The 13,066-nt window shown below is 54.5% G+C and carries 13 protein-coding genes, 1 tRNA gene and 1 pseudogene; 4 read left to right on the forward strand and 11 right to left on the reverse strand.

What is annotated here, in order from left to right:
• Positions 1–343 precede the first annotated feature (343 nt).
• A pseudogene (locus L384_RS0120895) lies at positions 344–1,153 on the forward strand (DUF4225 domain-containing protein).
• Here the strand turns inward: L384_RS0120895 and L384_RS0120900 are convergent.
• The 3 genes from L384_RS0120900 to actS all read right to left on the reverse strand — a co-directional run bounded on the left by L384_RS0120900 (position 1,150) and on the right by actS (position 2,879).
• The gene (locus L384_RS0120900) at positions 1,150–1,464 is read right to left on the reverse strand and encodes a hypothetical protein (RefSeq protein ID WP_003862882.1); all 315 of its coding nucleotides are present in this window, start codon (positions 1,462–1,464) and stop codon (positions 1,150–1,152) included. The pseudogene L384_RS0120895 and the gene L384_RS0120900 overlap by 4 nt on opposite strands.
• A gap of 520 nt (positions 1,465–1,984) precedes the next feature.
• A tRNA-Gly gene (locus L384_RS19235) sits at positions 1,985–2,058 on the reverse strand.
• 80 nt (positions 2,059–2,138) lie between these two features.
• Positions 2,139–2,879 (reverse strand): amidase activator ActS, encoded by a 741-nt coding sequence (gene actS / locus L384_RS19230; RefSeq protein ID WP_022651807.1) that lies wholly within the window; start codon positions 2,877–2,879, stop codon positions 2,139–2,141.
• Between the two features lie 163 nt (positions 2,880–3,042).
• Between actS and idi the strand changes: the two genes are divergently transcribed.
• Positions 3,043–3,585 carry an isopentenyl-diphosphate Delta-isomerase gene (gene idi, locus L384_RS19225; RefSeq protein ID WP_023323711.1) on the forward strand — a complete coding sequence of 181 codons (543 nt, stop codon included), beginning with the start codon at positions 3,043–3,045 and terminating at the stop codon, positions 3,583–3,585.
• 48 nt (positions 3,586–3,633) lie between these two features.
• Here idi and lysS read toward each other — a convergent pair whose 3' ends face one another.
• From lysS to xerD, 5 genes are all read right to left on the reverse strand, one after another.
• Positions 3,634–5,151 carry a lysine--tRNA ligase gene (gene lysS / locus L384_RS19220; RefSeq protein ID WP_003863452.1) on the reverse strand — a complete coding sequence of 506 codons (1,518 nt, stop codon included), beginning with the start codon at positions 5,149–5,151 and terminating at the stop codon, positions 3,634–3,636.
• 9 nt (positions 5,152–5,160) lie between these two features.
• A protein-coding gene (gene prfB / locus L384_RS19215) for a peptide chain release factor 2 (protein WP_096147815.1) occupies positions 5,161–6,259 on the reverse strand; the annotation gives its coding sequence in 2 pieces (ribosomal slippage) (positions 5,161–6,183 and positions 6,185–6,259; 1,098 coding nt in all).
• Between the two features lie 90 nt (positions 6,260–6,349).
• Positions 6,350–8,083 carry a single-stranded-DNA-specific exonuclease RecJ gene (gene recJ / locus L384_RS19210; protein WP_023314793.1) on the reverse strand — a complete coding sequence of 578 codons (1,734 nt, stop codon included), beginning with the start codon at positions 8,081–8,083 and terminating at the stop codon, positions 6,350–6,352.
• A gap of 5 nt (positions 8,084–8,088) precedes the next feature.
• Entirely contained in the window at positions 8,089–8,802 is a 714-nt protein-coding gene (dsbC, locus tag L384_RS19205) for a bifunctional protein-disulfide isomerase/oxidoreductase DsbC (RefSeq protein ID WP_003863443.1), read from the reverse strand.
• A gap of 28 nt (positions 8,803–8,830) precedes the next feature.
• Positions 8,831–9,727, reverse strand: a complete 897-nt coding sequence (xerD, locus tag L384_RS19200) for a site-specific tyrosine recombinase XerD (RefSeq protein WP_003863442.1) — start codon at positions 9,725–9,727, stop codon at positions 8,831–8,833.
• A 101-nt stretch (positions 9,728–9,828) separates the two neighbouring features.
• Here xerD and fldB point away from each other — a divergent pair, with 101 nt between their 5' ends.
• Positions 9,829–10,350 (forward strand): flavodoxin FldB, encoded by a 522-nt coding sequence (gene fldB, locus L384_RS19195; protein ID WP_003863440.1) that lies wholly within the window; start codon positions 9,829–9,831, stop codon positions 10,348–10,350.
• Position 10,351: 1 nt separating this feature from the next.
• Here fldB and L384_RS19190 read toward each other — a convergent pair whose 3' ends face one another.
• Together L384_RS19190 and sdhE are read right to left on the reverse strand one after the other, a co-directional pair.
• A complete protein-coding gene (locus L384_RS19190) occupies positions 10,352–10,762 on the reverse strand; it encodes a protein YgfX (protein WP_022649305.1) in 411 nt (136 codons plus the stop codon).
• Positions 10,743–11,009 (reverse strand): FAD assembly factor SdhE, encoded by a 267-nt coding sequence (sdhE, locus tag L384_RS19185; protein WP_003863437.1) that lies wholly within the window; start codon positions 11,007–11,009, stop codon positions 10,743–10,745. The genes L384_RS19190 and sdhE overlap by 20 nt, the downstream gene beginning before the upstream one ends.
• A 294-nt stretch (positions 11,010–11,303) precedes the next feature.
• On the opposite strand from sdhE, the gene ygfZ reads away from it, so the two are divergent.
• Positions 11,304–12,284: a tRNA-modifying protein YgfZ gene (gene ygfZ / locus L384_RS19180; RefSeq protein WP_022649306.1), complete on the forward strand. Its 981-nt coding sequence runs from the start codon at positions 11,304–11,306 to the stop codon at positions 12,282–12,284.
• Between the two features lie 85 nt (positions 12,285–12,369).
• On the opposite strand, the gene L384_RS19175 is transcribed toward ygfZ, so the two are convergent.
• The gene (locus tag L384_RS19175; RefSeq protein ID WP_003863433.1) at positions 12,370–13,029 is read right to left on the reverse strand and encodes a PAQR family membrane homeostasis protein TrhA; all 660 of its coding nucleotides are present in this window, start codon (positions 13,027–13,029) and stop codon (positions 12,370–12,372) included.
• Positions 13,030–13,066 lie beyond the last annotated feature (37 nt).

The raw sequence follows: 13,066 nt of genomic DNA on the forward strand, positions 1-13,066 counted from the left end.
TTATGCCATGGGTGATTCCTTGTTTAGCAAAAGAAGGCTTTTACTACGAAAAGAGAGCTTTGTGCCTGTTGCAATAAAGCGAGGCAAATTGCAGCGTAAGCAAAGCGGTGTGACGCAGTGGCAACACCAGAATATTTCATGCAGATCCAGTGAAATTATTAGGCGGTTAATCGTTCCACTCAGCGGATCTATAATAGAGCCGGGGATATTTTAAGCAGGAGGAAGTAAACTGGGAGGATAAAGAGACGGGACACCCACGGGGGTGGGTTGTGAAAGTATTTCCTATGGTCTTCGACCTTATTGCACCTAAAATGACCAGACACATTTTGGGAAGGAGTCTTTAATGGATATTGCGTTGCTTAACAGGGGCTGGAACAGAACATGGTCAGATACCATGGTGAATCTAGAGGCCCGGAAACTCGTCGAAACAGCAAACCGGCTGTCAGCATTCTATTTGCAAGATGGTCTTACACGTATCAAGTTTGTCGAAGAGATAAAACAGGTTGTAGATAAAGAATTTGAAACAGCACGACGAGCTAAAACCGATGAAGAATGCATTGCATGCATCAAAAATCTGCGTGCTGAAACAGATAATCTACACGAACAAGAACGCCTGTAAAGAACCAGAGCCGCACAGCTTTACGCGACGGTCGAGTTTGTTAAGGAAAATAATAAAATCGTCGGTTATGTTATATCCGCCGTAAACTTGGTGCTATCAGGCGTGGTTCTCTTTGGTGGCTTTATGATGTTATCCACTATGGGGCCGATTGGTATGCTGGCTGGGGCAGTCCTGATTGCCGATGGAATGAACGGATTAACGAAAGAAGTGCTCAACTTTGATCAGCCAGAAGGACATAAACCCTCGCAAGGTATCATTGCTGACTCCGCGATGCATACGGCCCAGTTCATGGGATTTAATCCTAACACGGGCTTGGCTCTCTATAATGGTGTTACTCTCGGTGCCAGTGTGTACAGCATTGTAGGACTCGCTCGAAAAACTGGAGCCTGGAGATTATTTCGCTGGCTTCCACACGATTACTATCGCAAAGTCAGCACAATGAGCACTCCTAAGCTAACAATGAAGATTGTCGGTTATGGTGTTAAAGCAAAAGTGATTTTCGATCTATTGACAACCGAAAATGGAACCAGTTAATCCTTGATAGTTTTTCGGTAACGCCAGGATTTATAGGAAATTACCGGCGGCTGCGCGAAGGACATAATGGCAACCCCAAAGATCATCGCCAGCCCCCATGCAACTGCTCTATCAGGTGAGCTGAAGACGATAAGTAGCAGTAGGATTAAGGCACACACAGCCACCACTCCCGCCAAGGTAACAAATCGCCTAGCGAGGTCATTTATGGCCTCTCCAAGCGTTCCTCCATATTTTTCAATGTTGCTTTTTATCTTCTGCAATTCGGGCTGCGTAAACCCTGAACGTAACAAAGCCTCATCAGTCACTTTCATATCGTCTCGTCCCTTATCTCCCAGAAGTGTTTTCCCAATCGCTGATTGTGCAAGCAATCATACTGATGAACTTTACAGCAATCCACATGATGTTTGTCCAATGAATCAGATTTCAGACAATAGAAGCCATAAAGCCCCGTTGGTGATACAGCAACAAGTGGAGCCGTTAGGCGACAACATCAGACTGTCAGAGGGATCACACCTTATCAGGATAACCGTGTACCCTTGCGGGAGCGTGGCTGAAACGCTGATAGATCCTACATGTCGTTTGTAGGTACGTTATCACCATAAACCTGTTTTCGGGAGTTATGCCAGATATGCGGCTTTTAGTTCGTTGTTGTGCTGTCGCGGTAAGAAACTGGAACCACCGCCAGCGTGGATGATATGTTTCCTTGAACTACAGACCCTGTCACGCGACGCCAGATACGGGCATAGAACATTGGGTAGTTTTAGTTGTACCTGCTAAAGCGGAGCAAAGTAACTAACTGATAAATTATAACTTGTTAATTTATGAGGAGACTGGAGCGGGCGAAGGGAATCGAACCCTCGTATAGAGCTTGGGAAGCTCTCGTTCTACCATTGAACTACGCCCGCTTTGAGGTGCGTAAGGCATTATAGACCTTACGCCTCTTCATACAAGCCTTTACCCCACTAAGTGGCGATTAAATAATCACTTAGCACTTCGGCTTACTGCCCTGCGCCGGAAGATAACGCTGCGGATCGATGGCTGTGGCCTTATAGCGGATCTGGAAGTGCAGCTTCACCGTATCCGTCCCGGTACTGCCCATAGTCGCAATCTTCTGCCCCGCCTTCACGTTCTGCCCGTTATTGACCAGCATCGTGTCGTTATGCGCATAAGCAGTAATGTAGTCCTCACCATGCTTAATCATGATCAGGTTACCGTATCCACGAAGCTGGTTACCGACATAGACCACCTTCCCGGCCCCTGAAGCGTAAACCGGTGTACCGCGTGCGGCAGCGATATCAATACCTTTATTGCCACCTTCCGAGAGCGAGTACGGCGCAACCACTTTTCCGCTTGCAGGCCAGATCCAGCAGCGCTGACCGACCGGCGGCCAGGATGATTTAGGCACCTGATAGGATGGCGTGACTTTGGCTGTTTTACGCGTTGAGGACTTTTTCCCTGAGGAAGAACCGCCGTTAACCTTGAGCTTCTGCCCTACCTCAATAGTATACGGTGGAGAAATATTATTCAGGCGCGCCAGTTCCTTCACGCTGGTTCCCGTGGCGCGTGAGATGCGGTAGAGCGTGTCCCCGCGCTTAACGGTATAGACTGCACCGGAATAACTGCCCATATCCGAAGATTTACTCCCCGAGCATCCTGCTACAAGTAGCGTCAGCGTCAGGCAGAAAACGGCAATGATCGGGTTTCTCGTCAGGCTTCCTGCAAACAAAACAGCTCCTCGGTCAGCGTGAATGGCGCACTATGATAGCAGCCCAAACTGATGCGGGTCATGCCCTTTTCCGCTCTGTGGGCCAAACCGTTCGCATAAGAATGCAGTATAATAATTCCGCTGATGGTGCTGAACCATTAAGCATTTTGGCACTGGAGCATCAATGAGTATTCAAGAACACGTTATTTTGGTAAATGACCAGGGAAAAGTGATTGGCACTCAGGAGAAGTACGCCGCGCACACGTCACACACCCCGCTACACCTGGCCTTCTCTTCATGGCTGTTTAACGCTAACGGAGAATGTCTGATCACCCGTCGCGCCTTAAGTAAAAAAGCCTGGCCCGGCGTATGGACCAACTCCGTTTGCGGTCATCCACAGGCCGACGAAGCGACAGAGCAGGCGATTATCCGCCGCTGCCGCTTTGAAGTCGGCGCCGAAATCACAGACATCACCCCCATTGCCCCGGAGTTCCGCTACCGTGAATCCGACCCGTCAGGGATCGTTGAAAACGAAATCTGCCCGGTCTATGCCGCCCGCGTAACGAATACCCTCGCAATCAATGACGATGAAGTGATGGAGTATCAGTGGGTGGAGCTGGACGCGCTATTCCGCGCGCTGGACGCCACACCGTGGGCATTTAGCCCGTGGATGGTGCAAGAAGCGAACACTGCGCGTGAAAAACTCAGCGCCTTCGCGGCGCAATAAAAAAGCCCCGGCGATAAACGCACGGGGCTTTTTTTACGTCTTAACGGCTTATTTCACCGGACGCATCGCCGGGAACAGGATCACGTCGCGAATGGTGTGGCTGTTGGTGAACAGCATCACCATACGGTCGATACCAATACCCAGGCCAGCCGTCGGCGGCAGGCCGTGCTCCAGCGCGGTCACGTAGTCTTCGTCGAAGAACATCGCTTCGTCATCGCCTGCCGCTTTCGCGTTAACCTGATCCTGGAAGCGCTGCGCCTGATCTTCTGCATCGTTCAGCTCGCTAAAGCCGTTACCGATTTCGCGGCCCCCGATGAAGAATTCGAAGCGGTCAGTGATTTCCGGGTTCTCGTCATTACGACGCGCCAGCGGAGACACTTCCGCCGGGTATTCGGTGATGAAGGTAGGCTGAATCAGGTGCGCTTCGGCCACTTCTTCGAAGATCTCGGTCACGATACGGCCCAGACCCCAGCTCTTCTCAACCTTAATACCGATGCTTTCAGCGATCGCTTTCGCAGAGTCGAAGTTATCCAGATCCGCCATATTGGTTTCAGGACGGTATTTCTTGATCGCTTCGCGCATGGTCAGTTTTTCGAACGGCTTGCCGAAGTCGAACACCTCTTCACCGTAAGGTACCTGGGTGGTGCCCAGAATGTCCTGCGCCAGGGTGCGGAACAGGGATTCGGTCAGCTCGATCAGATCTTTGTAATCCGCATAGGCCATATAGAGTTCCATCATGGTGAACTCTGGGTTATGACGTACGGAGATACCTTCGTTACGGAAGTTACGGTTGATCTCAAACACGCGGTCAAAACCGCCGACCACCAGACGCTTCAGGTACAGTTCCGGCGCGATACGCAGGTACATGTCCAGGTCCAGGGCGTTGTGATGGGTGATGAACGGACGAGCGGAGGCTCCACCTGGGATCACCTGCATCATCGGGGTTTCTACTTCCATAAAGTCGCGGTTAACCATGAACTGGCGAATGCCGGCCATGATCTGGGAGCGAATTTTGAAGGTCTTACGGGATTCATCGTTAGAGATGAGATCCAGGTAACGCTGACGATAGCGCGCTTCCTGATCCTGCAAACCGTGGAACTTGTCCGGCAGCGGGCGCAGGGCTTTTGTCAGCAGACGCAGCTCGGTGCAGTGGATAGACAGTTCACCGGTCTTGGTTTTGAACAGTTTACCTTTAGCGCCCAGGATGTCGCCCAGGTCCCACTTCTTGAACTGCTCGTTGTAGATGCCTTCCGGCAGGTCGTCACGAGAGACGTACAGCTGAATGCGGCCGCCAACGTCCTGTAAGGTCACGAAGGACGCTTTACCCATGATACGACGGGTCATCATGCGGCCCGCCACGGACACTTCAACGTTCAGCGCTTCCAGCTCTTCGTTCTCTTTACCGTCGAAGTCTGCGTGCAGTTGGTCTGAGGTGTGGTCACGACGAAAATCGTTCGGGAACGGCACGCCCTGCTCGCGCAGCGCTGCCAGCTTCTCGCGGCGGGTTTTCAGTTCGTTGTTAAGATCGACTACCGCGTCAGCGCCCTGTGCTTGTTGTTCAGACATGTTGGTTCCTCATAACCCTGCTTTCAAACTTGCTTCGATAAATTGGTCCAGGCTGCCGTCCAGCACCGCCTGCGTGTTACGGGTTTCAACCCCGGTGCGCAGGTCTTTGATGCGGGAGTCATCAAGGACGTAAGAACGGATCTGGCTGCCCCAGCCGATATCGGACTTGTTGTCTTCCATCGCCTGCTTCTCAGCATTTTTCTTCTGCATCTCCAGCTCATAAAGCTTCGCTTTCATCTGCTTCATGGCCTGGTCTTTGTTCTTATGCTGGGAACGGTCGTTCTGGCACTGTGTTACCAGCCCGGTTGGAATGTGGGTAATACGCACCGCAGATTCCGTACGGTTAACGTGCTGACCACCCGCGCCGGATGCGCGGTAAACGTCGATACGCAGGTCCGCCGGGTTGATGTCGATATCGATATCTTCATCCACTTCCGGGTAGACAAACGCGGAGCTGAAGGAGGTGTGACGACGGCCGCCGGAATCGAACGGGCTCTTACGCACCAGGCGGTGAACGCCGGTTTCAGTACGTAGCCAGCCGTAGGCGTAATCGCCAATAATCTTGATGGTGACGGATTTGATACCCGCCACTTCACCTTCGGATTCTTCGATAATCTCGGTTTTGAAACCGCGCGCTTCCGCCCAGCGCAGGTACATGCGCATCAGCATGCTCGCCCAGTCCTGTGCTTCGGTACCGCCAGAACCTGCCTGAATATCGAGATAGCAGTCAGCGCTATCGTATTCGCCGGAGAACATGCGACGGAATTCCAGCTGCGCCAGCTTCTCTTCCAGCACGTCGAGCTCTGCCACGGCTTCGTTAAAGGTTTCTTCGTCGTCGGCTTCGACAGCCAGCTCCAGCAGCCCAGAAACATCTTCCAGACCCTGCGCCATTTGATCCAGCGTATCTACGATGGCTTCGAGGGAAGAACGCTCTTTACCCAGCGCCTGCGCGCGTTCAGGTTCGTTCCAGACGTCCGGCTGTTCCAGCTCGGCGTTTACTTCTTCGAGACGCTCTTTCTTGGCATCATAGTCAAAGATACCCCCTAAGAACGTCAGAGCGCTCCGTGAGGTCCTGAATGCGGTTTTTTACCGGATTAATTTCAAACATGGTCTGTTTTCTTTTATGAGCTTGTCAAAATGCGGTGATAAGAGCGGGATTGTACCGAATCCACGCCCTTTTTTATAGAGATTACTGACGCTAAATTGGCCAGATATTGTCGATGATGAGCTGAAGGGAGCGGTTACCACGGAACTCGTTAATATCCAGCTTATAGGCCAGCTCAACCTCGCGCACGCCGTTGTCCGGCCAGATGGAGGTATCAACGTTAAAGGCGATGCCGTCGAGCAGCGGTCCGCCGCCGACCGGTTCCACCATCACTTTGAGATGGCGTTCGCCCACGATGCGCTGTTGCAACAAACGAAAACGTCCGTCGAAAAGCGGCTCCGGAAACATCTGCCCCCACGGGCCGGCATCGCGCAGCATCTGCGCCACCTCCATGGTCATTTCAGCCGGTGAAAGCTCACCGTCAGAAACCACTTCACCCTGCAACAGAGCCGGATCGATCCACTCGGTGACCAGTTCGCCAAACAGACGCTGGAACTCGTCGAACTTCGCCTCTTCCAGCGACAGGCCTGCCGCCATCGCGTGACCGCCGAACTTAATCATCAGGTTCGGATGCAGCGTATCCAGACGCTCCAGCGCATCGCGCATATGCAGCCCCTGAATGGAACGACCGGAGCCTTTCAGCGTGCCGTCCCCGGCGGGGGCGAACGCGATCACCGGGCGGTGGAAACGCTCTTTAATACGCGACGCCAGAATGCCCACCACGCCCTGGTGCCATTCGGGGTGATACATCGCCAGCCCGCCCGGCAGGGTGTCACCGCTGCGCTCCAGCTTTTCGCAAAGGGTCAGTGCTTCGGCCTGCATCCCCTGCTCAATCTCTTTACGGGTCTGGTTGAGTGCGTCCAGCTCACTGGCCAGCACGCGCGCTTCGCCGATGTTGTCACACAGCAGCAGCGCGACGCCAACCGACATATCGTCCAGCCGCCCCGCCGCGTTCAGGCGCGGGCCGAGGGCAAAGCCTAAATCGCTTGCCGCGAGCTTCAGCGGATCGCGGTTGGCAATTTCCAGCAGCGCCTTAATCCCCGGACGGCATTTACCTGCCCGAATGCGGCTTAAGCCCTGCCAGGTGAGAATACGGTTATTGGTATCGAGCGGCACCACGTCCGCAACGGTTCCCAGCGCCACCAGATCGAGATACTCCGCGAGGTTCGGCACGGCAATCCCGCGCGATTCGAACCAGCCCTTATCACGCAGCAACGTGCGTAACGCCAGCATCAGATAAAACGCCACCCCTACTCCGGCCAGCGATTTCGACGGGAAATCGCAGTCGCGCAGGTTCGGGTTAATGATGGCTTCGGCGGCAGGCAGAGTTTCGCCTGGCAGGTGGTGATCGGTGACCAGTACCGGGATCCCCAGCGCATGGGCATGATCGACCCCCGCATGAGAAGAGATCCCGTTATCCACGGTCATGATCATCTGTGCGCCACGGGCATGGGCCTGATCGACCACTTCCGGGCTGAGGCCGTAGCCGTCTTCAAACCGGTTCGGCACCAGGTAAGCCACGTTATCGCAGCCCAGCGCACGCAGGCTGAGTACGCTCAGCGCGGTACTGGTTGCGCCGTCGGCATCGAAATCGCCCACCACGACAATCCGCGTGCCTTCCCGGAACGCGTTGTAGAGCATTTCAGTCGCTTGTTCGATGCCACTCAGCGCTTGCCAGGGCAGCATGCCTTTGACGCTGCGCTCAAGATCGCTTGCCGTACGCACGCCACGGCTGGCGTACAGCCGCTTTAGCAGCAGCGGAAGCGTGTCTGGTAAATCCGCGGTTTCACCCGCATCGCGGCGGCGCAGTTTTATCGGGGCTTTCACGCGAATTATTTACCACCCATCTGTTTCTGGTGCTCGTCGAGGAACGCTTTCATCTCTTTTGGCCCCTGGTAGCCCGGCACCACATAGCCGTTACTCAGCACAATGGCTGGCGTACCGCTCACGCCAAACTGTACGCCCAGCGCGTAATGGTTAGCGATGTCGATATCGCAGGACGCGGGCTTCACGCCTTTGCCGTTCATCGCGTCATCAAAGGCCTTGTTGCGGTCTTTCGCACACCAGATCGCTTTCATATCCTGCTCAGGCTGGCTCTGCACGCCAGCACGTGGGAAAGCCAGGTAACGCACGGTAATGCCCAGCGCGTTGTAGTCTTTCATCTCTTCATGCAGCTTGTGGCAGTAGCCGCAGGTGATGTCGGTGAAGACGGTAATAACGTGCTTTTCCTGCGCCGCTTTGTAGACAATCATCTCTTTTTCGAGCGCGTTCAGGTTTTTCATCAGCAGCTGGTTGGTGACGTTCACCGGCTGCGCGCCGCTCACGTCGTACATGGGTCCCTGAATGATGTGCTTACCGTCTTCGGTCACGTACAGCACGCCGCTGTTGGTCAGCACCGTTTTCATGCCAGCCACCGGCGCTGGCTGGATCTCGCTGCTGGCGACGCCGAGTTTCGTCAGAGACTGTTTAATGGCGGCATCATCCGCATGGGCAAAACCGGAAACCGAAGCTGCCAGCAGGGTGAACAGCGCTAAAGACTTTTTCATATATGTTCCTGTAACAATTCGTCGGCACTCACGCGCGAGGGTGGTGCTGTTGGTGTAGCTGCCGCAGGCGTTCCGTCGCGACATGGGTGTATATTTGCGTCGTTGAAAGATCGCTGTGTCCAAGCAACATCTGCACCACGCGTAAATCAGCGCCGTGGTTTAACAGATGCGTCGCGAAGGCGTGACGCAAAACGTGCGGCGACAGCTTCTCACTGTCAATACCCGCCAGTGTGGCGTAATGTTTAATGCGATGCCAGAACGTTTGTCGCGTCATCTGCTGCGCGCGCTGGCTCGGGAACAATACATCTATGGAGACGCCGTTCAGCAGCCACGGACGCCCGTGTTCCAGATACGTCTCCAGCCAGTAGACCGCCTCTTCACCCAGCGGCACCAGCCGTTCTTTGTTCCCTTTACCGATAACGCGCACCACGCCCTGACGCAGGCTGATATCGCTCATCGTCAGGCCCACCAGCTCGGAAACGCGCAAGCCCGTGGCATACAATAGTTCAAGCATGGCTTTATCGCGTAACTCCAGCGGAAGGTCAACTGCGGGCGACTGTAATAATCTCTCAACTTGTGCTTCGCTGAGATCTTTTGGCAGCCGCTGAGGCAGTTTAGGCGATGCCAGCAGTGCGCTGGGGTCATCCGCGCGGATCTTCTCGCGGTACAGGTGCTGGAACAGGCGGCGCATGGCGCTCAGCAGACGCGCGGAGCTGGTGGCTTTGTACCCCCCTTCCATCCGCTCAGCCAGCAACCCTTGCAGGTCATCGCTTTGCGCGCTTTCAAGCGTCAGCCCCCGATGCGCCAGCCACTCGACCAGCAGCGTGAGATCCCGACGATAGGCGCTGAGCGTATTTTCAGCGAGGTTTTTCTCCAGCCACAGCGCGTCGAGAAACTGTTCGATGAGTGCGAGATCCTTTTCCACATCAGCCCCTTTGGTTCTGCAATCTGGCCATTATGCCTGATTGCCATCGGTTTCTGGTACACTACGCGCAAAGTCATAGCAAGAATTGAGATAGTTACGCGATGAATATTGGTCTGTTCTATGGTTCCAGCACCTGCTACACCGAAATGGCGGCGGAGAAAATTCGTGACATCATTGGCCCGGAACTGGTGACGTTGCATAACCTGAAAGATGACGCGGTTGCCTTGATGGAGCAGTACGATGTGCTGATTCTGGGTATCCCTACCTGGGACTTTGGTGAGATTCAGGAAGACTGGGAAGCCATCTGGGATCAGCTCGATTCGGTCAATTTTGAAGGCAAAATCATTGCGATGTACGGCATGGGCGACCAGCTGGGCTACGGGGAGTGGTTCCTCGACGCGCTCGGCATGCTGCATGACAAACTGGCGCCAAAGGGCGCGACGTTTATCGGCTACTGGCCTACGGAAGGCTATGAGTTCACCAGCCCAAAACCCGTCATTGCCGACGGCCAGCTGTTTGTCGGGCTCGCGCTGGATGAAACCAACCAGTACGATCTCAGCGACGAGCGCCTCCAGACCTGGTGCGAACAAATTCTGGGTGAGATGGCCGAGCAGTTTAGCTGATTTATTCCTGCGTTGGCTGTTGCACGATTAGCCGGCGCAGATCCCGCCACTCCGCGGGATCCATACTGTCTGCGGCCAGCCACAGGTGCTGGCGACGGTTATCCTCGACCCGACGCAGCCGTAGCATCATCCCGGTGTTGAGCATCCACGGCGTCCCTATCATTTCCCACTCTTTTCCCTGCCAGCGCAGGCGAGAATCCATCAGCAGCTTAATTTCACCCTGACGGGCGTTGATTCGACGCTGGCTGCGCACGCTATCAAACACCACAAACGACAGCAAAAGCAGCCACAGAGGGGTATAGCTTAGCGGCCACGGCACCAATAACACCATTGCCGCGACCAGACCGTGGAGCAGTAAGGACATCCACTGTGAGCGCCACGAGACGCGAAGATCAGATTGCCACAGGACCACGTTCCTGATTCCGTGTTTGAATTAATTGCACCATCCGTTGCAACTCGGTGTCGGCGGGCTTGCCGTGATTCATCAGCCAGTTGAATAAATCCGGATCGTCAGACTCAAGCAGACGGACAAACAGGCGCTTATCGTCATCGCTTAAGCTGTCGTACTCATACTCGAAGAAAGGCATGATGGAGATATCAAGTTCACGCATGCCGCGACGGCACGCCCAGTGAATACGGGCCTTGTTGTTAATATCCATGTTCTGTTTCCTGCATTACGTTTGGCACAGTCGGTATCCCGTTTGGTATTCATTATTGCTCTCCGGGAACACCTGCTAGTGTAACGTGTTTTTGACCGTTTCTTTACTGGAATATTGCGAACCTCGAGCAGGCTTCCTGAATAACCCTTATAAAGACAGCGGATTACACTATTTTGCGTAGCGCCACGCATAACCGCGTAATGGCACGAATGGCCTGCTGAAAGCGCTTGCATTGAATACAGTCTCTTTTACCATTAGGTATTATCAAAGCGTTAAGCAATTCAGGACATCACTATGGCATTTACACCATTTTCTCCTCGCCAGCCCGCCGCCTCTGCGCGTCTGCCGCTGACGCTGATTACTCTTGATGACTGGGCACTGGCGACACTGACCGGTGCGGACAGCGAAAAATACCTGCAAGGCCAGGTCACGGCGGACGTGGCGCAGTTGACTGAGCACCAGCATCTGCTGGCCGCGCATTGCGATCCAAAAGGCAAAATGTGGAGCAACCTGCGTCTGTTCCGCCGTCAGGACGGATTCGCCTTTATTGAGCGCCGCAGCCTGCGTGACGCCCAGCTTAAAGAGCTAAAAAAATACGCGGTCTTTTCTAAAGTCACCATCGCCCCGGACGATGAACACGTTCTGCTGGGGGTCGCGGGTTTCCAGGCGCGTGCAGCGCTGAAAAACCTGTTTGCCGAGCTACCGGATGCTGAAAAACAGCTGGTCAGCGAGGGAGCGACCTCCATTCTGTGGTTCGAACACCCGGCGGAGCGCTTCCTGCTGGTAACCGACGAAGCAACGGCGGAACGCGTCACTGACGCCCTGCGCGGTGAAGCACAGCTCAACAACAGCCAGCAGTGGCTGGCGCTGAACATCGAAGCGGGCCTGCCGGTCATTGACGCGGCAAACAGCGCGCAGTTTATCCCGCAGGCGACAAACATCCAGGCGCTGGGTGGTATCAGCTTTAAGAAGGGCTGCTACACCGGTCAGGAAATGGTGGCGCGTGCGAAATTCCGCGGCGCGAACAAACGCGCCCTGTGGACGCTGGCTGGTCACGCCAGCCGTGTGCCGGAAGCGGGTGAAGATCTTGAAATGAAGATGGGCGAAAACTGGCGCCGTACCGGCACCGTGTTAGCCGCCGTCCAGCTCGATGATGGCCGCCTGCTGGTGCAGGTTGTCATGAATAATGATATGGAGCCCGACAGCGTGTTCCGCGTGCGTGATGATGCAAACACGCTCAGCATTGAGCCGCTGCCGTATTCACTGGAAGATTGATGCTGTATCGCCCGGTGTTGATATTCACCCTCTCCCTGTGGGAGAGGGTCGGGGTGAGGGCATCAGACCGCACCTTACAAAAAAACTACACCTGCCCAACATACAGATAAATTGCCAGGAAGTGACACACGCTGCCGCCCAGCACAAAGCCGTGCCAGATGGCATGGTTGTACGGAATACGCTTGCAGACGTAGAAAATCACGCCCAGCGAGTAGACCACACCGCCCACCGCCAGAAGCGTCACGCCCCCCACCGCCAGCTTAATGGCTAACTGATACACCACAATCAGCGACAGCCAGCCCATTGTCAGATAGGTAACCAGCGACAACACTTTAAACCGGTGCGCAATGGTCAGCTTAAACAGGATCCCCAGCAGCGCCAGGCTCCAGATCACAATCATCAGGCCACGCGACAGCGGTGAGTTGAGCCCCACCAGCAAAAACGGCGTATAGGTACCCGCAATAAGAAGATAGATAGCGCAGTGGTCAAATTTCTTGAGCCATATCTTCGCCCGTTGATGCGGAATCGCGTGATACAGCGTTGAGGCAAGGAAAAGCAGGATCATACTCCCGCCATACAGGCTGTAGCTGGTAATGGCCATCGCGCTGGCGTTGGTATCCACTGCCTGTACCAGCAATAACACTAAGCCGACAATCCCAAAAACCAGGCCAATGCCATGGCTTATACTGTTGGCTACTTCCTCAGCCAGCGAATATCCCTGTGCGATTAATGGTCTGCTCACCATACTTAACTCCGGGAAAACAAAAGATGATTATTCATCG

The organism is Enterobacter sp. MGH 38 (assembly GCF_000492855.1).
GTDB lineage: Bacteria > Pseudomonadota > Gammaproteobacteria > Enterobacterales > Enterobacteriaceae > Enterobacter > Enterobacter hormaechei_C.

Bases quoted from the DNA above. Each gene is read 5' to 3' on its own strand.
- L384_RS0120900 (WP_003862882.1), bottom strand. From the start codon at position 1,464: ATGAAAGTGACTGATGAGGCTTTGTTACGTTCAGGGTTTACGCAGCCC.
- idi (WP_023323711.1), top strand. From the start codon at position 3,043: ATGAGTATTCAAGAACACGTTATTTTGGTAAATGACCAGGGAAAAGTG.
- lysS (WP_003863452.1), bottom strand. From the start codon at position 5,151: ATGTCTGAACAACAAGCACAGGGCGCTGACGCGGTAGTCGATCTTAAC.
- dsbC (WP_003863443.1), bottom strand. From the start codon at position 8,802: ATGAAAAAGTCTTTAGCGCTGTTCACCCTGCTGGCAGCTTCGGTTTCC.
- fldB (WP_003863440.1), top strand. From the start codon at position 9,829: ATGAATATTGGTCTGTTCTATGGTTCCAGCACCTGCTACACCGAAATG.
- sdhE (WP_003863437.1), bottom strand. From the start codon at position 11,009: ATGGATATTAACAACAAGGCCCGTATTCACTGGGCGTGCCGTCGCGGC.
- ygfZ (WP_022649306.1), top strand. From the start codon at position 11,304: ATGGCATTTACACCATTTTCTCCTCGCCAGCCCGCCGCCTCTGCGCGT.
- L384_RS19175 (WP_003863433.1), bottom strand. From the start codon at position 13,029: ATGGTGAGCAGACCATTAATCGCACAGGGATATTCGCTGGCTGAGGAA.